Source organism: Blautia massiliensis (ex Durand et al. 2017) (assembly GCF_001487165.1).
Taxonomy (GTDB): Bacteria; Bacillota; Clostridia; order Lachnospirales; family Lachnospiraceae; genus Blautia_A; species Blautia_A fusiformis.
In genome coordinates, this window is record NZ_LN913006.1 from 2,719,047 (window position 1) to 2,741,321 (window position 22,275).

Consider the following 22,275-nt stretch of genomic DNA (forward strand, 5'->3'; position numbering starts at 1 on the left):
TTTTTTACCTCTGCTTTTTCTTATTTTCAGCTGAAATCCTTTTCAAAAAGTACCGTGTAGCCATCACGGTCCACACGCTTCTTGGAACGCTTGAACAATCCGCTCTGAGCTCTCTCCATAGCCTTATCCAGCATGGTCTTCACAGTACCGATGCACATCGGCTGATCCTCCTTCTGGTTGATCCCAATCAGATTATACAGAGCAAGCATGCCCATCTGGTCGATACGGAATCCATTCTCCATGGTATAGACCTTAGCGAAATTAACAAGTTCATCGTTTGTAAATACAGGAATGTTGATCATGGATGTAAACTTCTTCGCAAGCTTCGGATATCTTGCGATCAGCTTACGCATACCGATCTTTTCATCCTCCAGGATCACGATCATTCCCTTTGTGTTTCCGGTCATAGCTTCCTCAAGCTCATCTGCTGTTTCCTGGGAAAGCTGGTTTGCATCCTCGATAACAAGGAAACCGCCGGCAAGCTTGGATACGATCTCCGGAATATCCTTTCCGTTAAGATCATCCGCAAATATATAGGCAACCTTGGAAGCCTCGATATTCAGCTCTTTACAGATTGCCGGGATCAGACTTGAGATCAGTCTCGTCTTACCTGTTTCTCTGCCGCCCATAACGATCACATTTCCGGTCTGGGAGGTCTTGTCTGCTGCGCCCATCTGCACATCGCAGAGTACATCAAGCAGCTGTTCCTTCATTCCGGGAACTGTAATAAAATAGGTGAAAAGCTGCTTCTCTTCATCTGTGAGCTCTTTCTTTCTGGAAACGATCTTTGTAGGATCCTTTTCCGGATGGACCGTAGCGATAAATTTCTCAAGCTGCTCTTCCTCACTGAGCTCCTCTTCCTCATCGTCCTCTTCCATGGCTTCATCAGAATCATCACCGATGAGACTGCTGATAAAGTCATCCTCATCCTGGAAGTCAAAGGCGTCACCACTGTATTCTTCTTCCTCATCAAGAAGATTTTCCTCTTCCGCTGAAGCCACCGGTTCCTCATGATGAAGCTTCGCTGAAGGCTCTGCTGCCGCCTTCTGCACCTGCTCCTCAGATTCCAGTGAAGGAATCTCCGGAAGCACATCCTCTTCTTCCACCGGCTTCTGTACTCCTGACGGACCATTCAGAAACTCTGCTTCTGCAGCCTGAAGATCCTCCTCAGTAACCGGCTCCTCATCTTCATCAAATACGATATCCGGAAGTCTGGTATCGGAAGTCTCCGTTACCTCTTCCTCCTGCTGAGCGGAGATCTGCGCCATGATATCCTCGATATCTGCCGCATCCGGCTCCTCCGGAACAAATTCATCAGCCGCAATATCCAGATCCTCAATACCTGCCGGCTCTTCCGTTACGTCGGACTGCTGGACATCCGGAGATTTCTCTTCCTCCGGGATATCGATTCCCTGCTGTGTAGCTGCTGCCAGAATAGTATCCTCCAGGTTGAAGTCCTTATCTTTATCCTTCCCGGACCTGTCACCTACAGATGCCGCAATATCCTCGATACTTCCGAAAATTCCGGACGCGTCCGGGATCTCTGCGGAACTGCTTGCATTCTCCGGGTCCACATTGATCATGGACTTCGGGATCTTCAGCTCCGGCATACGGATCGTTGCGGAAAAATCAGGCTTGCCTTCCTCATTGAGCGGAACCCCTGCAGGCTTCTCCTCACTTTCCTCATTTCCGGCAGAATTCTCCTTCATGATCTCTGCAACACTCTGGGACAAAGACATCTCTGTAGCTTTCTCAGCCTCAGCTTCTTCCGCTTCCTGATAAGTCTCTTCTTCCTCTTTATCCTGCTGTTCCTGAGCCTGCAGCTTCATACTTCCGGATGACAGGTTCTCAACACCGGATGCCAGCGGGATCTCATCCGCTTCCTGTCCGGAAAACTCTTCCTGCTCTTCAGAAGGCTCATCCGAAGCTTCCTCACTTCCTTCTGCTGCTTCGATCTCCTCAGAATCTGTAAACTCCTCTGACGGTTCTGCTGCCGCAGCAGTCTCAGCCTCCGGCGCTTCCGCCTGTTCCGTCACATCCTCAGAGCCTGTGGAAACCTCATCCTGCTCTTCATCCTGCGCAGCTTCTTTTTCCTCCATATCCTCTTCCGCAGATTTCTTATGTCCGCCAAAGATATCACGGAATCCCTTGGAAAGCTTCTCCTGGAATGTCTCCGCACTGTTCAGATCCCGCTCATCATCTACCTGGATGGTATCTGTGACCGGTTTTGCCTCCTCATACTCGGCGGATGCTTCCGCTTCCTTGCTCTCCCTGATCTCCTGCGCCTTTTCCGGCGGGATCAGCTTCGGGATAAAACGCTGTTCATATTTCTCTTTCTCTTCGCCAGTGAGAACACCCATCCGCTGTTTCAGGTCAAGGGCCTTCATCACATAAGTTCCGTCATTGAACCAAAGGATCATCTCATTGCAGAGATCCAGGCACTTCTGCTTGTCTCCTGCCTTGTAATAGAGCTTGGCCAGCTCATAGGACCAGCGCTCCGTAAATTCCTTCTCCTTATATTCCTCAAGAATACGGATCTGTTCATTCAGAGATGCATTCTTCGCTCTGACGATCTTATATTTCAGTATATACTGGCTGTTATCATTACCTGCCACTTCTCTGTATTCATCAAAGAATTCTGTGGCTTCACTGATCTGTCCCATTTTCAGGGAAACCTCGATCAGACGGTAAAGTATGTTCTTGCCGATCGGCGCTCTGTGGTAGGCAAGAAGAAAAATTTCCTTGCTCTCTTCATAGCGCTTGTTGGCCGCGTAGATCTCGCCCACTACACAAAGGGTACGGACGTTTTTCACACGACGCCAGTCAATGCTGTCCACAATCTGCATGGCGCCTTTGTAATCCTGGGTCTCGACCAGCTTATTGATCTGTCCCAGCTTAACGCGAAACTCCTCTTTATCCAAAATATTCACCAACTTTCCATAATCAGAATCAGTTTACCATATGCATACGGGCTTGTCAAAACCCTTTAGGCATATAAACATGCCCCTTTACCACCTGAAAAACCCTGTTGATCTTGAACTGATGGCTGACAAAATCATCCAGTCCTGTACAGGTGATCAGAGTCTGTATATCGTGGATGCTTTCCAGCAGATATGTCTGCCTGCTGCTATCCAGCTCCGAAAGAACATCATCCAGCAGAAGAACCGGTGTATCCCGGATCTTTTTCTTCACCAGATAGATCTCCGAAAGCTTCAGGGAAAGGGCCGCAGTCCTCTGCTGCCCCTGGGAACCATACCTCCGGATGTCGATCCCGTTGACCTTTACGCAGAAATCATCTCTGTGCGGTCCCACGGAGGTCAGCTTCATCCGAAGATCCCGCTCCCGGTTCCGGGCAAGCTTATCCTCAAACTCCGCCGCCGTCACACTTGGCTCGTACAGGATCTCCAGCTCCTCGATCCCGCCGGTAAGGCCTTTATGAAGCCCCCTTGCGATCTCGTTAAGCTCCTCCACAAAGGCTTCCCGCTTCCCGATGATCTTCTTTCCGTAATCGACCATCTGCATATCCCAGACATCCAGGGTACTTTTCAGCCCGGGGTTCATATAACAGTCTTTGAGAAGACGGTTTCTCTGGTTCACGATGTGATTGTAGCCGGCCAGCTCCGTGATATAAACACCATCCAGCTGACAAAGCTCCGAATCCAGAAAACGTCTTCTCTCTCCCGGTCCATTCTTGATAATATTAAGATCCTCCGGAGAAAAAAACACCAGATTCACCACCCCCAGCAGCTCCCTTGCCTTGCGGATCGGCAGCCCGTTGATGGCAACTCCCTTTGCTTTGTTTTTCCGGAGGTGCATGTCTATTTTGTATGAAAGATCGCCCTTCTTCACCATCATTCGGATATGGGATTCCTCATTCTCAAAGCGGATCATCTCCCGGTCCTTGCTTCCCTTGTGGGATTTGCTGGTACCTGCCAGATAAACCGCCTCCAGGATATTGGTCTTTCCCTGGGCATTGTCGCCGTAGAGAATATTGGTGCCCTGATCAAAATTCATCTCCAGCGACTCATAATTCCTGAAATTATTCAGTCTGATGGATTCAATGTACATTCCTTCACCCGATCACATAAATATCTTTTCCATCGTAGGAAATGGTATCTCCAGGATGGATCTTGCGGCCACGGCGGTTCTCCACCTCACCGTTCACCAGTACCAGACCATCATTGATGGCATATTTCGCCTCAACGCCGTCCTCCACAACACCGGCCAGCTTCAGCGCCTGACCAAGCTTGATAAATTCGTCTTTAATTCTGATCTCCAATTTTTTCTCCTCTTATCTCCGGGGTATTTTCTCCGTCAGATCGATCTTTTCTGATCTCCTGGCGGTATTTAAAATCCCCCAAAATACAAATTTCACCGGAAGGCGGTAATTTAAATACCCCCTTCCAGCAGTTTACGCATAAAACAATTTTCAGAACACAATCGCATTCCCATGCACAATCGGTCAAAAACGTTCACATTACCCCAGGTCTTATCTGGCCTGATTCTGGTTGATGTTTACAGGAAGGATCAGGTAAGTATAGTTCTCCTCATCGTCACGGATAAAGCATGGTGCCTTCGGATTTACAAGATAGATCGTCACGGTTTCATCATCAATAACACGAAGCGCATCGATCAGGAATTTCGGGTTGAAGCCGATCATGATATCCTTACCCTCTTTTTCAATATCGATTTCTTCATTCATGGAACCCATTGCAGAATCAATGCGCAGCTCCATATCATCGTCTGTGATGTTGATGATGATCGGTTTTTTATCAACCTCACGTACCAGAAGTGTGGCACGGTCGATACAATCCAGGAACTCTTTTTTGTTGATCTTCAGTTTTGTCTCATAATCACTGGAAAGCATCTGGTCAATTCTGAAATATTCTCCCTCGATCAGTCTGGAAACTACCATAGTCTGATCAAATTCAAATAAAATATGGTTTTTTGTAAAGTAAATGCTGACCTGATCATCCACTTCTCCGGAAAGAATCTTGCTGACCTCGCTTAAAGTTTTGCCCGGAACTACCACCTTACGGTCAGAATAATCTTTCTTAAGGGACATTTTGCGGATAGAGATACGATGTCCGTCCAGAGAAACTACCTTCAGACAGTTATTTTTGATCTCAAAAAGTTCACCGGTCATAAGCTTATTGTTTTCATTTATAGCAATCGAAAAAATAGTCTGGCGGATCATTTCTTTCAGTGTGTACTGAGAGATCGTCAGCGGTTCATCCTTTTCGATCATCGGTAAATAAGCAAAATCTTCTCCTGATTTTCCAGGGATATTGAATTTTGCTTTTTCACAGGTAATGGTTGCTGCATATTTATCATCGGTCTTAATGGTAACATCATTATCCGGAAGTCGTCTGATGATTTCATAGAAGATTTTTGCATCAAGAGCAACTTTACCTTTTTCTTCAATAGTACCCTCAACGATGGTTTCAATTCCCAGCTCCATATCGTTGGTGGTAAATTTGATCTGGTTTGTGGTTGCATCCATGAGAATACATTCCAGGATTGGCATTGTGGTTTTTGATGGAACTGCTTTGAGTGCGATACTTACACTTTTTAACAGACTTGATTTGGAGCAGATGATTTTCATAGTGTGTATAACTCCCTTTCTGAACAATTTGTGGTTTTTATAAATATATTTATAGAAAAAATCCGCAGTAACCGCCGTAGGGGGCCAGATTTTGTGAAAAACTCCCGCAGGCCTGATGTTTTCAGGGGTTTTCCGTTGGGATAACTTTGTGTAAAAGTGGTATTTTCGCATGTGAATAACCCGGGGATAAAATTACCGCCGCGTTTTGGCAAAAAAGTTGTACACATCTCTCCACATACAATCAACACGTTATACACCAGTAATGTGGAAAACTTCCCTAACCTTGTGGATTAATCTTCTTTTTCAATATATCAATGGTATTTTTTAAGTTATCGTCGTTCTGCAATTCGTTTTCGATCTTTTCGATACCGTGCATAACGGTGGTATGGTCACGGTTTCCGAGCGCTTTTCCGATATTTTTCAAAGGTGTGGATATGATCTCACGGCAGAGATACATGGAAACCTGGCGGGGCATGACGATCTTGGAGTTTCGTTTGTTTCCGCTTAAGTCCGCAGGTGTGACTCCGTAATGCTCTGCAACAACGGAGATGATGTATTCCGGTGTGATCACTTTTTTCTCATCCGGAGAAATAATATCCTTCAGTGCCTGCTCTGCCAGCTCCAGAGTTACTTCCTTTTTCTCAAGCTTGGCTCCAGCCATGACCTTGTTGAAGGCACCTTCCAGCTCACGGATATTGGATTTGATATTGGTAGCGATATATTTGATAACATCTTCACTGATGTTGTAGCCGTTCATTTCTTCATTTTTATGAAGAATCGCCATTCGGGTTTCGTAATCAGGCAGCGTGATATCTGCGATCAGACCCCACTCGAACCGGGAACGGAAGCGCTCTTCCAGGATTTCCATATCCTTCGGTGGTTTATCAGAGGATATGATGATCTGCTTTTTGGCACTGTGAAGACTGTTAAATGTATGGAAAAATTCCTCCTGTGTGGATTCTTTTCCTATAATAAACTGAATATCATCGACAAGAAGAACGTCGATATTTCTGTATTTTTCACGGAATTTGCTCATTGCCGTGTTATTTCCGTTTCGGATGGTTTCGATCAGCTCGTTGGTAAATTCCTCACTGGTTACATACAAAACACGGCTGTTTTCGTCGTGTTCCAGAATGAAATGAGCGATGGAATGCATAAGATGCGTCTTACCAAGACCGGCTCCGCCATAGATAAACAGTGGATTGTAGGTATCTCCCGGTGATTCGGCAACTGCAAGAGCTGCGGCCTGGGCGAATTTGTTATTACTTCCTACAACGAAGGTGTCGAAGGTGTATTTTGGATTTAAATGCGCCTCTTCGTAACGTGTATCCTGAACCTGTTTATCATAAGAAGTGTTTTTTTCTGTTTTTTTGGGGAGATCTTTTTCCAGAACGAAGCGAACCTCGCATTCTTCCATGCCCGTCAGTACACAGATAGTAACCTGGAGGGGTATTTTGTAGCGTTTACTGATGTAATTGACTCCGATCGCTGCCTGTTCAGAGGGAACAACCACTGTTATCAGCTTTCCGTCAACCTCATAAACTTTCAGCGGCTTGAGCCAGGTATTAAAAGGGACATCAGTCACCTCATATTCAGATTTGACAGTTTGCAGGATCTCCTCCCATTTTTCAATAACAGCGTCCATTTTTTCCTCCCATGAGTATTATAATAACCCCAGTCTGCGACTGGAGATAGATATCCTTTTATATATTACAATGAAAATGGGGTTTTCGCAATGGAAAATCCTTGAGATTTTGGGGAAAAGAATGTGGATAATGTGGGGAAATTACTGTGGATTAGGGTGGATTATTGTGGATAAGAGTCCTGGAGGTTTCCATAAGTCGAGAATTGGTGGAAAATGTGGAAGAATTATGTGTATAAAAAAATCCACCTTAAAAATACCGCAAATAAAGGATTTTTTTGAAAACGATGTGAACAAACCCTCCGAAAAAGTGGATAGATTTCCGGTCAATCCACAAGTTATCCACAAGTTATCCACAAAATGTGGATAATGTTACGTAAACCATAAGCGCTTTCCACATAAGAGAAAAAAATAAATACCGTAAGGTGGGGGTATTTTACAGAACCCTTGATTTTATCGGGTTTTTTGCAATTTTTACTTGACGAAAAGGAGGTTTATTTATATAATTGAAACGATGTTCTGAATGATAAGTTATTTCATAACAATTAAAAATAGATAAAGGAGGTGCTTTACCTATGAAGATGACATTTCAGCCAAAAAAGAGATCCAGAGCTAAAGTTCACGGCTTCAGAGCTCGCATGAGCACAAAGGGCGGACGTAAAGTATTAGCTGCAAGAAGATTAAAAGGAAGAAAACAGTTATCAGCATAAGCTGCAAGACCGCATTTATGTGGTCTTTTCTTCTATCCGGAGAAATATCCGCGCAGGCGGAATTTAATTAAGGAGGATTCGTTTGATCAGATCAGAGTCCTTAAAGAAAAATCAAGATTTTAAAGTTGTATATCAGAACGGAACATCGTACGCAAATCGGCTTCTGGTGATGTACGTGCTGAAGAATCAGCACATGAAGAATCGTCTGGGAATATCAGTAAGCAAAAAAGTAGGGAACAGTGTGGTTCGCCACAGACTCACCAGATTGATCAGAGAAAGCTATCGTCTCAACGAAACAGATTTTGACAGTAACCTTGATATTGTAGTAGTAGTGAGAGCCGCAGCCAAGGGCAAGAGCTTTCACGAGATTGAGAGTGCTTTTCTGCATCTTGCAAGAAAGCATCATATAACAGGGAATGAACATGATAAAGAAATTTCTGATTAAGATGATAAGGCTCTATCAAAAATATATATCGCCGATGAAGAGAACGAAATGTCCTTATATTCCCACATGTTCTCAATATGGTTTGGAAGCAATCGAAAAATATGGCGCATTTAAGGGCAGTCTTCTTGCGGTATGGAGGATATTGCGATGCAATCCTTTTTCCCACGGAGGCTATGACCCTGTGCCATGAATTATTTTGTGACTGTTCAGCCTTTTCCCGGGCAGAGCAGTTATCGGAATTTGTAACTGTTCAGTACCTCCGCAGTTAGTGGACGAAAGAATAGTTACCGGACTTTTACAATTGAATAAGAAGTCTAGGAGGAAATGAATTTGGAACTGTTTTTAGCAACAAAAACCGGAACTCCTATTATCGGACAGATCGCGTCTGTGATGGGATGGATCATGGATGGCATATATAAGATGCTTGACGGCCTGTTCGGAATCCAGAACATTGGTCTTTGTATCATTATCTTCAGTATTCTTATCTTTGCCTTTATGACACCGCTGCAGATCAAGCAGCAGAAATTCTCCAAGTTAAGCGCGATCATGCAGCCTGAGATCCAGAAGATCCAGAAGAAATATCAGGGTAAAAAGGATCAGGCTTCCATGATGAAAATGAACGAAGAAACCCAGGCTGTTTATCAGAAATATGGTGTTTCTCCAACCGGTAGCTGTGTACAGTTAGCCATTCAGATGCCTATTCTGTTTGCTCTGTATCAGGTTATCTACCGGATTCCTGCTTACGTTGGAAGTGTAAAGAACATTTTTACTGGTGTAGTTGACAACCTGCTAGCTGTAAACGGATACACAGATATCCTGCAGCAGTTTATCACAGACCATTCCATGACACGAGTGCGTCTCGTTATGGACAGTGCCGGAAATGCTACAAGTAACTCGATTGTTGATTTTCTGTATGCACTTTCTCCTTCCCAGTGGAAAGAGCTGGCACAGATGAATCAGTTTTCAGGATTTTCTGATGCGATCACAAAAGCATCCGGCAATATTTCCAAGATGCAGGGCTTCTGTGGACTGAATATCGCAGACCAGCCGCTGTACTATATCATGGAATTCTTCAAAAATCATGGTTCTCTGTTACTTGCGATCGTAGCACTTCTGATCCCGGTTCTTGCATGGGCAACTCAGATGCTGAACCTGAAGCTTATGCCACAGGCTGCAACACAGCCGGCAGACGGAAATGATCAGGCCAGCGCAATGGCAAACTCCATGAAAACCATGAACATGGTCATGCCTCTGATGTCTGCATTCTTCTGTTTCACATTCCCGGTTGGTCTTGGTATCTACTGGATCGCCAGTGCTGTCGTTCGAAGTGCCCAGCAGTTTGCGATCAATCGTCATCTTGATAAGATGAACATTGATGATTTGGTTAATGAGAATATGAAGAAGATCGAAGCGAAGCGTGCGAAGGAAGGACTTCCGCCGCAGAAGATCACCAATCAGGCTCATCAGTCCGCCAAGAATATCAATAAACCTGTGATCAATAAGGGCAACAGCGGAAACAATGGTGCTTCAGACAGAGCACAGAAGGTTGATACTGCTTATGAGAAGGCAAGAAGTGCAAAACCGGGCAGCATCACAGCTAAAGCAAATCTCGTAAGAGACTTTGATGAGAGAAATAAGAAGAAATAATCAGGAACGGAGGGGTTCGTAATGGAGGATTACATTCAGTTTTCAGCAAAAACAAAGAATGAAGCTATCACAAAAGCGTGTCTTGAGCTTGGAACTTCCAGTGACCAGCTTGATATTCAGGTTATCAGTGAAGGCAGCTCCGGATTCTTCGGAATCGGCAGCAAACCTGCCGTGATCAAAGTTCGCAGAATCGAGCCAGTTTCTGATATGCAGGAAATCGATGAACTGGTAGAGTCCGTGAAACTGGACGCTATCAAAGAAGAGAAGAAATTAGAAAAGCCTTTTACTCCGGATGTAAAGAAAGAATCTGCACCGAAAGCAGCTCCTGCAGAGGAGAAGAAGCCGGTGAAGAAAGAAGCTGTACAGGTGGAGAAGGCATCCGAAGAAGCACCTGCAAAGGCAGCAGCGCCAAAGGAAAGACCTGCAAGGGATTTCCAGGGCAAAGCAAAGCCTGCACGTGAGAAACAGCCAAGAGCTCAAAAGGAGCGTCAGCCGAAGGAAACACGTGAGAGAGCACCGAAGCAGGGCAGACCGATAGAGATCCTCAGCGATCCGGAGAAGATCAGAGAGGTTGAGGAGAGAGCAGTCGTATTTCTTCGTGACGTATTCGGCTCCATGGATCTTGGAGAAGTGGAGATCACATCGAAATACAACACTGCAGACGGTTCTCTGGATGTGGATTTTGAAGGTGAGGATATGGGTATCCTCATCGGAAAAAGAGGCCAGACACTGGATTCTCTTCAGTATCTGACAAGCCTTGTGGTAAACAAAGGCGAGTCTACCTACATTCGTGTAAAACTCGATACCGAGGACTACAGACACCGTCGTAAGGAAACTCTGGAGAACCTTGCAAGAGGAATCGCCTTCAAGGTAAAGAAAACCAGAAAACCGGTAGTTCTGGAACCGATGAATCCGTACGAAAGAAGGATCATCCATGCATCTCTGCAGGGCAACCGCTATGTAGAGACAGTCAGTGAGGGAGAAGAACCTTACAGACATGTAGTAGTAAAACTGAAACGCAATAATTGATGATCCACCGGTAAAGCTATAAGCCGTATCCCGGAGCGTAAGCTCCGTGGGTACGGCTTTTTTGTATGGAACTGAAAATTAAAAATTATCATTGCAATCTCCGCAACAATTCTTTATAATCATTGAAGAGCAAATAACAAAAAGATATTTCTGCAGCGGACATCCGGAATGCAGAGATTAGAGCGTATTTGAAAAATCATTCCCGCAATCTGCACGCCCCACTTTGCGGTATATTTTGCCCGAATTCAGTTGCCGTAGCCCGCTACGGCGCCTTCATCCGGACAAAATCTCCCACAAATTGTGACGCACATCTTGCAGAAAGCCTTTTTCAAACACGCTCTAGCATTATAAATATGGAAACTGACAGAAGATGTTATTCTAGGTGAAAGCGTGAATAACACGTGTTTTTTGCGTGTAAAAAGCTTTTCCGGAGTAACATTTTTGCGTTTAACCGGATGCTTTTATCCGCTGGACCAGGATAAACGGTATGGCAGCGATCAGCTGCAGTGTGATATAGCGGATGCTTTTATCCGTTTGACAAAGGAGAGTGAAAAATGGAAGAGACAACGATTGCTGCGATTTCCACAGCCATGAGCGCATCGGGAATCGGGATCGTCAGGATCAGTGGCCCGGAGGCTTTTGAGATCGCATCCGGAGTATACCGTTCCAAGGGTGGAAAAAAATCTCTGAAAAACGTCCCAAGCCACACCATCCATTATGGATATATTTATGATAACGAAGAAATGGTAGACGAAGTGCTGGTCATGGCCATGCGCGGACCACGGACATACACAGGAGAAGATACCATAGAAATCGACTGCCACGGCGGCGTTTTAGCCATGAAAAAGGTACTGGAAACTGTGTTGAAAAACGGAGCCATTATTGCCGAGCCGGGAGAATTTACCAAGCGTGCATTCCTCAATGGAAGGATCGATCTTTCACAGGCGGAGGCCGTTATGGACGTGATACAGTCCAAAAATGAGTACTCATTAAAGAATTCTGTAGGACAATTAAAAGGTTCGGTCCGAAAAACTGTACAGCAGATCAGAGAAAAACTACTGTACCATATAGCGTACATTGAATCGGCATTAGACGATCCGGAGCACTATGATCTGACAGGATATTCGGAAGAATTAGAGCAGATCGTAGCAGAAGAAAAAGAAAAAATACAGAACCTGTTAAAAACAGCCGGAGACGGAAAGATCATACAGGAAGGTATCCGTACCGTGATCCTGGGCAAGCCGAACGCAGGGAAATCTTCTCTGCTGAACCTGCTTCTGGGAGAGGACAGAGCCATCGTGACCGATATCGCAGGAACCACCAGAGACGTACTGGAAGAGTATATCAACCTGCATGGGATCACATTAAAGATCGCTGACACAGCTGGAATCCGCCAGACAGAAGACATCGTAGAGAAAATCGGCGTATCCAAAGCCAAGGAAATGGCAGCAGACGCAGACCTGATCCTCTATGTCGTAGATTCCTCCGTACCGTTAGATGAAAATGACGAAGAAATCATAAAAATTTTGCAAGAGAAAAAGACAATTGTCCTCTACAGCAAGACAGACCTTGAATCTGCTATAGATATAGAGGATTTAAAGAGCAGAATAAACCAACCGGTGATCCCAATCTCCGCAAAAGAAGAAACCGGGATCACAGACCTGGAAGAAAAAATCCGGGAAATGTTCTTCAGTGGGGAGATTGACTTCAATGATGAAGTCTACATCACCAATGAACGCCACAGACAGGAGCTTTTAAAAGCACAGGAAAGTCTTTCTCTGGTAGAAAATAGCATAGAAAGCGGAATGCCGGAGGATTTTTATTCCATAGACCTGACAGATGCATACGAAAGTCTGGGACGGATTCTGGGAGAATCACTTGGGGAAGACCTTGTTAATGAGATATTTTCTAAATTTTGTATGGGGAAATAATAACCGCATGGGCTGCGGAGGCCCCGGCCGAATGGCCGCATGGATTGCGGCTCCCTGCTGTATGCCACATGGACTGCGGAAGCCCGCAGAGGGTAGATCACATTGGAATGTGAGAAAACCGCAAAGGGGCACAAGGCCGCGCCCCTCTGCACACCCCTGGGCCTTTTTTATATAGTGCAGCGATTGTGGAAAGCTGAAAGATACTAACTTATGTCTGTATGCTTCTGTATCGGCAATTCGACACTGAGCCGAAATGTATCAAACGGAACTTTGTATATTTCTGTAGGATATATTGTTGCATAATATAGATTGCGGAACTCCGGCTGTATATGCCGTATGGATTGCGGAATCTCGGCCGTATATGCCGCATAGGCTGCGGCCCCGCAGAGGGTAGATCACATTGAAATGTGAGAAAACCGCAAAGGGGTACAAGGCCGCGCCCCTCTGCACACCCCTGGGCCTTTTTTATATAGTGCGGCGATTGTGGAATGCTGAAAGATGCTAACTTGTACCTGTATGCTTCTGTACTGGCAATTCAACACTGAGCCGAAATATGGCAGACGGAAGCAGGAATAACCCCGCAGACGTGCATCGCACGTCGAGAACCTCATTACAGTTCCACTGCAACCCCCTCGGCACAACGTTTCACATCCAATACCGAAGCATACAGACAAAAGTCAGCACCGTATCACACACCACAACCCAAGAACTCCTAAAAAAAGCCCGAGGGGTGTGCAGAGGGGCCGTGGCTTTACGGCCCCTTTGCGGTTTTCCACAGCTTCCCAAAGCAAAAAAAACAGGCCCTCTGCCAAGAAAGTAAAAATAAAACCAAAAACCAACCACACAATAAACAAAGAAAAAAAATAAGAGAAAAAATAAAGGAGAAAAAGCATGAAAAATCTGGAACAGTTTTTCGACATCATAGTAGTAGGCGCCGGCCACGCAGGCTGCGAAGCATCACTGGCATGCGCCCGCTTAGGGCTCAACACAGTCATGTTCACAGTCAGCGTAGACAGCATCGCCCTTATGCCCTGCAACCCCAATGTAGGCGGCAGCTCCAAAGGGCATCTCGTCCGTGAGCTGGATGCTCTCGGTGGGGAAATGGGTAAAAACATAGACAAAACCTTCATCCAGTCCAAAATGCTCAACCAGTCCAAAGGCCCTGCAGTCCATTCCCTTCGCGCACAGGCCGATAAACAGGCCTACAGCACAGAAATGAGAAAGACACTGGAAAATACAGAGAACTTAACCATCCGCCAGGGTGAAGTGACCGAGCTTCTGGTAGAAGACGGGCACATCACCGGTGTAAAAACCTTCTCAGGAGCCACCTACCACGCAAAAGCTGTAGTCCTCTGTACAGGAACCTACCTCAAGGCCCGTTGCATTTACGGCGACGTCAGCAACTATACAGGACCGAACGGCCTTCAGGCAGCCAATTACCTTACGGATTCCCTGAAAAAGCTGGGGATCGAAATGTTCCGCTTCAAAACAGGAACTCCGGCCAGAATCGCCGGAAACACCATTGATTATTCTAAGATGGAAGAGCAGTTCGGAGATGAAAGAGTCGTACCGTTCTCTTTTTCCACAGACCCGGAATCTGTACAGATCGAGCAGAAATCCTGCTGGCTGACCTATACAAACGAAAAAACACACGAGATCATCCGTGCAAATCTGGACAGATCCCCCCTTTATTCCGGAATGATCGAAGGAACCGGACCTCGTTACTGTCCGTCCATTGAGGATAAAGTAGTCCGTTTTGCAGACAAAAAACGCCATCAGGTATTTATTGAACCGGAAGGTCTTTACACAAATGAAATGTACATCGGCGGAATGTCCAGTTCCCTGCCGGAGGATGTTCAGTACGAGATGTACCATTCCGTACCGGGTCTGGAGAACGCCAGGATTGTAAAAAATGCTTACGCTATTGAGTATGACTGCATCAATCCGCGCCAGCTCTATCCCACACTGGAATTCAAAAAGATCAAGGGCCTTTTCAGCGGCGGACAGTTTAACGGAAGCTCCGGATATGAGGAAGCAGCCGCTCAGGGCCTCATAGCGGGAATTAATGCAGCTATGGAGGTAAAAGGCCGGGAACAGCTGATTTTGGACCGCTCAGAGGCATATATTGGCGTTCTCATCGATGATCTGGTAACAAAGGAGAACCATGAGCCGTACCGAATGATGACAAGCCGTGCTGAGTACCGTCTGCTCCTCCGCCAGGACAACGCAGATCTTCGTCTTCGCAAAAAAGGCTGGGAGGTCGGCCTGATCGATGATGAGACATACCATAAATTACAGGAAAAAGAGCGCCGGATCCAGGAAGAGATCGAGAGAGTGGAACATGCAACCGTAGGTGGTTCTGCAGAGGTACAGAGCCTTCTGGAATCTCTGAACAGTACCCTTCTGAAATCTGGAACCACCATTGCAGAGCTGATCCGTCGGCCGGAGCTTAACTATAAGGTGCTTGCACCCATCGATAAAGAAAGACCGGAACTTCCGGAAGATGTATGTGAGCAGGTAGAGATCAACATCAAATATGATGGCTACATCCGCCGCCAGATGAAGCAGGTAGAGCAATTTAAGAAACTGGAGCAGAAAAAGCTTCCGGAAGACATTGATTACGAAGATGTAGGAAGCCTCCGCATTGAGGCACGCCAGAAGCTGGAAGCCTACAGACCGGTGTCCATCGGTCAGGCGTCCCGTATCTCCGGTGTATCCCCGGCTGACATTTCCGTGCTTCTTGTATATCTGGAAAGCAGATCCGGACATAAACACGGATAATACAACGAATAACAATAAAACACAGAAAATAAGAGAGGAAGCTGCATGTACAATTTAGAAATCCTGGAAAAAGGCTGCGAGGAGCTTGGGATCACACTCAGTGACACGCAGAAAAACCAGTTTATCCGGTTCTACGAATATCTTGTAGAAAAAAACAAAGTCATGAACCTCACCGGTATCACAGAATTTGACGAGGTTCTCGTGAAACATTTCCTGGACAGCCTTTGTTGCGTCAAGGCTGTAGATATGGGGAAGATAAAAACCGTTATGGACATCGGAACCGGCGCCGGATTCCCGGGTGTTCCCCTGAAGATTGCCTTTCCGGAGGTGGAAGCCTGCCTTCTGGATTCCCTCAATAAAAGAGTAAAATTCCTGGAAGAAACCTTTGCGCTCCTGGGCCTGGAGGGGATTTCCGCCATTCACGGAAGAGCTGAAGAATATGCAAAAAACAAAGCCTACAGAGAAAAATATGATCTCTGCGTATCCAGAGCAGTATCCGGACTTGCAACCCTGTCTGAATACTGTCTCCCGTATGTAAAAGTCGGAGGGCTTTTTGTCTCCTATAAATCCGGTTCTGTAAAGGAAGAAGCAGAAGCAGCAGAGAAAGCAGTAAAGATCCTTGGTGGAAAGATCAGGGATATTCAGTATTTTGACCTTCCGGGATCTGAGATCGGCCGCTCCCTGGTCATTATCGAGAAGGTAAAAAATACCCCGGGCAAATATCCGAGAAAAGCCGGAACACCGCTCAGAGAGCCACTGGCATAAGATACCTCCTGTCGAACAAAGGCAAAATCTGTCCGACAGGAGATTTTTTTGTCCGGGAGTTTCACAAAATTATCACAAATTTATCCTACTTTTATCACAAATTACTTTTACACTATAATCCGATAGAGATGCCCCTGGATTCCCCCATTCTCTGTTTCATCCAGGGGCATTTTCTATTGGTGTTGAAAAGACGCCAGAGTCAAGGGCTTCAGTTTCAGGACCTTTTGCCTCTGGCATCTTATAAAATGGGAAATCGATAATTAAAAAAAGTATTTCCCTGAGAATAAAAGGAGGAGAGTAAAGTGATCGAAGTAAGTAATCTGGTCAAAAAGTATGGCGATCATACTGCAGTTGACCATCTTTCCTTTCAGATCGAAAAGGGGAAAATTTACGGATTCCTGGGCCCCAACGGTGCAGGAAAATCAACAACTATGAACATGATCACAGGATACATTGCTTCCACAGAAGGAAAAGTGATGATCGATGGTCATGATATTCTGGAGGAACCGGAGTCAGCCAAGAAATGTATCGGCTATCTGCCGGAAATGCCGCCGCTCTATTTTGACATGACTGTTTTTGAGTACATGAAATTTGCGGCTGATCTGAAAAAAATCCCAAGAAACCAAAAAGACAAACAGATAAAAGAAGTCATGGATATGGTAAAGATCACAGACATGAAAGACCGTCTGATCAAAAACCTTTCCAAAGGTTATCGCCAGAGAGTGGGTCTTGCACAGGCGATTCTGGGATATCCTGAAGTGATCATCCTGGATGAGCCGACAGTAGGACTTGACCCGAAGCAGATCATCGAGATCCGTGACCTGATCAAAGGCCTGAAGCAGAAGCACACGGTTATCCTAAGCTCCCATATCCTTTCCGAGGTAAGAGCAGTGTGTGATTATGTTCTGATCATTTCCCATGGAAAGCTGGTAGCCAGCGATACACCGGATAATCTGGAACGTCTGGCAGCAGGCTCCAACAGCCTCCTTATGAAGGTAAAAGGCGAAAAAGACACGATCCGAAAAGCTCTGGAAACGATCGAAGGCGTAACCGGGGTGGAAATGTCCTATGACAGCGATGAGAAATTGTGGAAAACAAAACTTTCCATTCAGGAAAATGTGGATATCCGTGAAAAAGTCTTCTACGCTATGGCAAAAGCGAACTGTCCAATCTACGAGATGCAGGTTAAGAGAGTTTCCCTTGAGGATGTATTCCTTGAGCTTACCGAAGGAGAGAAAAAATCCGCCGGAAAACCGGAAAGCTCACAGTGGAAACCGGTAGAAGACAGATCATCGGAAGAAGAAAAAACTCAGGAAGAAAAAAACGGGGAACCAGAGAAGGCTTCTGATGAGAAAGAGGGGAATCAGTCATGACAGCGATTTTTAAAAGAGAACTGAAAAGCTATCTGACCTCCATGGTTGGATATCTCTTCATATTTTTTGTCCTGGTGCTGACCGGAATTTATTTTTCCGCATATCAGCTTTCAGGCGGCTATTCAAAATTTGAAACTACCTTAAGCGCACTGACCTTTGTGTTCCTGATCGGTGTGCCAATCCTTTCCATGCGTGTACTTGCAGAAGAGCGCAAGCAGAAAACGGATCAGCTTCTTTTGACCGCACCGGTATCTGTATGGGATATCGTATTTGGAAAATATCTTGCACTGGTAGCTGTGTTTGCCATTCCGGTTGTGATCATGTGTGTTTATCCGCTGATCATGAGTAAGTTCGGAACGATTTCCTATGCTTCCGCATACACCGGGATCCTGGGATTTTTCCTTCTGGGATGCGCAAATCTGGCAATCGGTGTATTTATGTCAGCACTTACAGAAAGCCAGGTAATTGCAGCAGTACTTACTTTTGTATTCCTGTTCGCCTTCTATATGATGAACGGAATTTCCTCATTCTTTTCACAGACCTCCATGTCAACCGCAGTGGCATTCGGACTTCTGATCGTGGCGATCGCTATCATCATTTATACCATGATCAAAAATGTCCTGATCTCTGTAGTGATCGGAGCTGTGGGAGAGATTGCCCTTGTGATCGTATACGTTGTAAAATCCAGTATTTTCCAGGGTGGTATCCAGAAGGTACTGAATGTATTTAACCTGAGTGGACATTATGATAATTTTACAAAAGGCGTGTTTGACGTGACAGGAATCGTTTATTTTATTTCTGTTATTGCGATCTGCCTGTTCCTTACCATGCAGTCCATTCAGAAGAGACGCTGGAACTAGGGGGTGAATGGAAATGAAATTCAGTGAGAAATTTAAGAAAAATAAAGGCGAGGCAGCCGTACCGGAGACCGCACAGGACTCCGGCAAAAAGAAACATAAACCGGATCCGAAAAAGCTGGTAGGCACCATCAGCAAAAAACATATCAAAAATGGTTCCTACAGCATGGCTATGGCAGCTGTCTTTATCGTGATTGTGGTTGTGATCAATATGATCGTCGGGGCGATCCCATCCAAATATTCACAGCTGGATGTAAGCTCATCCAAGCTTTACACCATCGGTGATGAAACAAAGAAGGTACTGAAGGCACTGGATAAGGATGTTACCATTTATCAGATCGCGGCAAGCGGTTCTGAGGACGACACGATCTCCAATCTGCTTTCACGTTATAAAGATGAGTCCAAGCATATTAAAGTTGAGGTGAAAGACCCTGTTGTAAATCCGAAATTTGCATCGGAATATACAACCGATGATCTTGCGTCAAACAGCCTGATCGTAGTCTGCGGCGACAGAAACAAGGTTATCAATTACAAAGATATGTATTCCTCTTCAGTAGACTATAATACCTGGCAGCAGACTACTACCGGATTTGATGGAGAAGGACAGATCACAAGTGCGATCGGTTATGTAACATCCAAGGATCTTCCGATCATGTACACCTTATCCGGACACGGAGAAAAAGATCTGGATTCCAGCTTTAAAGAAGATATCCAGAAAGCAAACATTGATATCAAGGAGCTGAACCTTCTCACAGAGGGAAAGGTTCCGGATGATGCAGACTGCCTGATGATCGTATCTCCGACCAGCGATATTTCCGAGGAAGAAAAAACAGAACTCCTGGATTATCTGGAGGCAGGCGGAAAAGCTATGATCTTCTCGGATTATACACAGGATGATCTGCCGAACTTTGATGCGGTTCTTGAAAACTATGGTGTAAAGTGTGCCGAGGGAATCGTATTTGAGGGTGATAATCAGCATTATGGAATGCAGATGCCATATTATCTTGTACCAACAGTCAACAGCACAGATGCAAGCTCTGAGACAGCTTCTGCAGGCTCCTACGTACTGGCACCGTATGCGCAGGGCATTCAGAAAACAGATGATGTAAGAGATACCGTAACCATCGACAGTATCCTGACAACCTCTGACAAGGCTTACTCCAAAACAAATATGCAGAGCAGCAATATCGAAAAGGAAGACGGAGATGTAGACGGACCGTTTGATCTTGGTGTTGCCATCACTGAGAAACTGGATGATGATAAGGAAACACAGATCGTTTACTACTCCACAGCAAATCTGATGGAGAGCCAGATAAACCAGATGGTATCCGGCGGAAATGAAAAGCTCCTTCTGGAGTCCTTAAACTGGATGACCAGCACAGACGACAGTAATTCCGTTTCTATTCCATCCAAGAGCCTTGAGTCCACAAGCCTGACAGTAACCGATTATGATGCAGCCTTCTGGAAGATTTGTACCATTGGTCTGATCCCGGGAGTATTCCTTGTTGCAGGATTCCTGATCTGGCTTAAGAGGAGAAAAGCATAATGAAAAAATCGACCAAACTTGTTTCAGCAGTTGTTGTTCTGGCAGTTCTCGGCGGCGTTTATGTGGGACTGAACACCTACGTATCCAAAGAAGAAAAGACAGAGAGCAGCGAAGAGGAAAGCAAAACAGAAGTGTTTTCCGTGAAAACGGATGACATTAAATCCCTGGAATTTATCGTAGACAAGAAGGAAGTGACCTTTGAGAAAAAAGATGATTCCTGGGTGAAAAAGGATGAGACTGCTTTTCCTGTAAATCAGACAACTCTGGATTCCGCAGCTTCCGCCATCAAAAAGGTGGAAGCGGACAGAGTCCTGGAGGATGTGGAGGATCTTACGGAATACGGACTGGATTCTCCATCTAACACAGTAACCGTTGATACCGCTGATGGGACAACGAAGCTCAACATCGGAGATGAGAATACGTCTACGAATCAGTATTACATTTCCAAGGATGATGATGACAGCACGGTATATGTAGTGGCAGCGGATACAGTGTCTCCGTTTATGAATTCCCTTTACGATTATGCACAGGGAGAAGATTTCCCGACAATTGATTCTTCCACAGTGAAAAAGGTCCAGGTCAGTGAGAATAAAGATTCCTATGTCCTGGAAGAAAATTCCGACGGAGCTACCTGGGATGTTTCCGGTGACGGAAACAGCGATAAAGAGTCTGCCGATACAACGGCAGCAGGAAATGTAACCTCCGGACTTGGAAACTTTGCATTTGACCAGTTTGTAAACTACAATGCAGAGGATCTTTCCCAGTATGGCCTTGATAAGCCCTATGCGACGATTACAGTGGATTATCAGGAAAAGGTGAAGAATAACAGCACAGACAGTACAGAATCCGGAGAAAACGATTCTACGGCCTCTGAGAGCGATTCTGAGAGCGGCGCCAGCGCTGACACGGACAGCAGCTCAGAAGATGCAGACAGCAAGACAACCACAGTGGATAAACAGCTTGTCATTTACGTTGGCGATGAGGCAGGAGATGGCAGCAGATATGTAACGGTAGATAACAAACAGATCTATACAATGTCAACGGATACACTGAGTGCAGTTATTGACAAGACGCCGTCAGATCTCTGGTCACTGATCGTCAATTATGTGTCTGTAAAAAATCTGGATCAGCTCCAGGTTACTTACGGTGAAACAACAAGTACTGTAAATGTTTCACGTGAAACATCCACAGATGATGACGGAAACGAGAAAGAAACAACAACTTATCAGCTGAATGGTAAGGAAATAGAAAGTACAACCTTTACTACCTTCTACAACAAGCTGATAAACATGGCAGGACAGAAGAGACTGACAGACGCTTATACACCGGCTGCAGACCCGGAGATGACCGCTGTATTCACAGACTCTGACAAGAACCAGACAACCGTTACCTTCTACACATATGACACAAACTATTATGCAGCTGTCGTTGGAGACAAGGTATTTCTTGTAAACAAAATGACAGTAAAAGAAATGTTCAATGCATATGAAACCATGGTAAACGGTGAAACAGAGACAGAAGCCACAGCAACACCAACAGCTGAGGCGGAAAAATAAAAAAAAATAAAATATTAAGAAAATAAATAAAAACACCTCGGAGATCCGCAAACAATAAGGTGATCTCCGAATATCCGTTTGATGATCAGATATTCGGAGACACCACACAGATCAGGATTTTCCGGGGTGTTTTTATGTTGCTATTATTTTACGGTCCTTACAGATGAATAAGGTCCGTATATTTTTTTACCGTTTGTGATGTGGTATGCACGGATACGGTATTTGGTTGCGGTGCCTGGTTTTTTATCGGTGTAGGTTGTATTTTTTGTATTGCCGATAGCTTTCCAGGTTTTACCCTGAAGACGGTAAATGGTGTAGCATAGGTGATGATTCCGTCTGTTTTTGCGGTCAGTGGATTAGATGCATACCAGGTTGCTTTTCCATTGAA

At 45.2% G+C, this 22,275-nt stretch carries 18 protein-coding genes and 2 pseudogenes; 14 read left to right on the forward strand and 6 right to left on the reverse strand.

Going from position 1 to position 22,275, the window contains the following annotated elements; all coding sequences use genetic code 11:
* Positions 1-26: 26 nt before the first annotated feature.
* The 5 genes from BN3261_RS13445 to dnaA form a co-directional block, all read right to left on the reverse strand.
* Entirely contained in the window at positions 27-2,930 is a 2,904-nt protein-coding gene (locus tag BN3261_RS13445; RefSeq protein WP_420313729.1) for a hypothetical protein, read from the reverse strand.
* 46 nt (positions 2,931-2,976) lie between these two features.
* Positions 2,977-4,068 (reverse strand): DNA replication/repair protein RecF, encoded by a 1,092-nt coding sequence (gene recF, locus BN3261_RS13450; RefSeq protein WP_059086514.1) that lies wholly within the window; start codon positions 4,066-4,068, stop codon positions 2,977-2,979.
* Positions 4,069-4,072: 4 nt separating this feature from the next.
* Positions 4,073-4,279 carry an RNA-binding S4 domain-containing protein gene (locus BN3261_RS13455; RefSeq protein ID WP_021650164.1) on the reverse strand — a complete coding sequence of 69 codons (207 nt, stop codon included), beginning with the start codon at positions 4,277-4,279 and terminating at the stop codon, positions 4,073-4,075.
* A gap of 210 nt (positions 4,280-4,489) precedes the next feature.
* Entirely contained in the window at positions 4,490-5,605 is a 1,116-nt protein-coding gene (gene dnaN / locus BN3261_RS13465; RefSeq protein WP_059086516.1) for a DNA polymerase III subunit beta, read from the reverse strand.
* A 277-nt stretch (positions 5,606-5,882) separates the two neighbouring features.
* Positions 5,883-7,250: a chromosomal replication initiator protein DnaA gene (gene dnaA / locus BN3261_RS13470; RefSeq protein ID WP_015526555.1), complete on the reverse strand. Its 1,368-nt coding sequence runs from the start codon at positions 7,248-7,250 to the stop codon at positions 5,883-5,885.
* A gap of 121 nt (positions 7,251-7,371) precedes the next feature.
* On the opposite strand from dnaA, the gene BN3261_RS13475 reads away from it, so the two are divergent.
* The 6 genes from BN3261_RS13475 (at position 7,372) to jag (ending at position 11,078) form a co-directional block, all read left to right on the forward strand.
* On the forward strand, positions 7,372-7,617 hold the full coding sequence (locus BN3261_RS13475; RefSeq protein ID WP_199874123.1) for a hypothetical protein: 246 nt from the start codon (positions 7,372-7,374) through the stop codon (positions 7,615-7,617).
* A 205-nt stretch (positions 7,618-7,822) separates the two neighbouring features.
* The gene (gene rpmH, locus BN3261_RS13480; protein ID WP_005423866.1) at positions 7,823-7,957 is read left to right on the forward strand and encodes a 50S ribosomal protein L34; all 135 of its coding nucleotides are present in this window, start codon (positions 7,823-7,825) and stop codon (positions 7,955-7,957) included.
* Between the two features lie 82 nt (positions 7,958-8,039).
* Complete coding sequence (gene rnpA / locus BN3261_RS13485; RefSeq protein WP_059086518.1) at positions 8,040-8,402, forward strand: ribonuclease P protein component; 363 nt, start codon at positions 8,040-8,042, stop codon at positions 8,400-8,402.
* The gene (gene yidD, locus BN3261_RS17405) at positions 8,380-8,592 is read left to right on the forward strand and encodes a membrane protein insertion efficiency factor YidD (RefSeq protein ID WP_092072376.1); all 213 of its coding nucleotides are present in this window, start codon (positions 8,380-8,382) and stop codon (positions 8,590-8,592) included. Before rnpA ends, yidD begins: the two co-directional genes overlap by 23 nt.
* Positions 8,593-8,726: 134 nt before the next feature.
* Positions 8,727-10,049 (forward strand): membrane protein insertase YidC, encoded by a 1,323-nt coding sequence (gene yidC / locus BN3261_RS13490; RefSeq protein ID WP_015526552.1) that lies wholly within the window; start codon positions 8,727-8,729, stop codon positions 10,047-10,049.
* A 21-nt stretch (positions 10,050-10,070) separates the two neighbouring features.
* On the forward strand, positions 10,071-11,078 hold the full coding sequence (gene jag, locus BN3261_RS13495; RefSeq protein ID WP_059086519.1) for an RNA-binding cell elongation regulator Jag/EloR: 1,008 nt from the start codon (positions 10,071-10,073) through the stop codon (positions 11,076-11,078).
* Between the two features lie 119 nt (positions 11,079-11,197).
* Here jag and BN3261_RS18295 read toward each other — a convergent pair.
* A pseudogene (locus BN3261_RS18295) lies at positions 11,198-11,389 on the reverse strand (DUF6783 domain-containing protein).
* Here BN3261_RS18295 and BN3261_RS18300 point away from each other — a divergent pair.
* The 8 genes and pseudogenes from BN3261_RS18300 to BN3261_RS13530 form a co-directional block, all read left to right on the forward strand.
* Positions 11,327-11,464, forward strand: a pseudogene (locus BN3261_RS18300) (DUF6783 domain-containing protein); the annotation flags it as partial. The pseudogenes BN3261_RS18295 and BN3261_RS18300 sit on opposite strands and share 63 nt — an antisense overlap.
* 168 nt (positions 11,465-11,632) lie before the next feature.
* Positions 11,633-13,009: a tRNA uridine-5-carboxymethylaminomethyl(34) synthesis GTPase MnmE gene (gene mnmE, locus BN3261_RS13500; RefSeq protein ID WP_022427294.1), complete on the forward strand. Its 1,377-nt coding sequence runs from the start codon at positions 11,633-11,635 to the stop codon at positions 13,007-13,009.
* A gap of 891 nt (positions 13,010-13,900) precedes the next feature.
* Positions 13,901-15,790: a tRNA uridine-5-carboxymethylaminomethyl(34) synthesis enzyme MnmG gene (gene mnmG / locus BN3261_RS13505; protein WP_015526548.1), complete on the forward strand. Its 1,890-nt coding sequence runs from the start codon at positions 13,901-13,903 to the stop codon at positions 15,788-15,790.
* A gap of 45 nt (positions 15,791-15,835) precedes the next feature.
* The gene (gene rsmG / locus BN3261_RS13510; RefSeq protein WP_059086520.1) at positions 15,836-16,555 is read left to right on the forward strand and encodes a 16S rRNA (guanine(527)-N(7))-methyltransferase RsmG; all 720 of its coding nucleotides are present in this window, start codon (positions 15,836-15,838) and stop codon (positions 16,553-16,555) included.
* A 302-nt stretch (positions 16,556-16,857) separates the two neighbouring features.
* Entirely contained in the window at positions 16,858-17,928 is a 1,071-nt protein-coding gene (locus tag BN3261_RS13515) for an ABC transporter ATP-binding protein (protein WP_059086521.1), read from the forward strand.
* Positions 17,925-18,788, forward strand: a complete 864-nt coding sequence (locus BN3261_RS13520) for an ABC transporter permease (protein ID WP_015526545.1) — start codon at positions 17,925-17,927, stop codon at positions 18,786-18,788. The genes BN3261_RS13515 and BN3261_RS13520 overlap by 4 nt, the downstream gene beginning before the upstream one ends.
* Positions 18,789-18,801: 13 nt before the next feature.
* On the forward strand, positions 18,802-20,331 hold the full coding sequence (locus BN3261_RS13525; protein WP_059086522.1) for a GldG family protein: 1,530 nt from the start codon (positions 18,802-18,804) through the stop codon (positions 20,329-20,331).
* The gene (locus BN3261_RS13530) at positions 20,331-21,887 is read left to right on the forward strand and encodes a DUF4340 domain-containing protein (protein ID WP_059086523.1); all 1,557 of its coding nucleotides are present in this window, start codon (positions 20,331-20,333) and stop codon (positions 21,885-21,887) included. The genes BN3261_RS13525 and BN3261_RS13530 overlap by 1 nt, the downstream gene beginning before the upstream one ends.
* Positions 21,888-22,275: the final 388 nt, after the last annotated feature.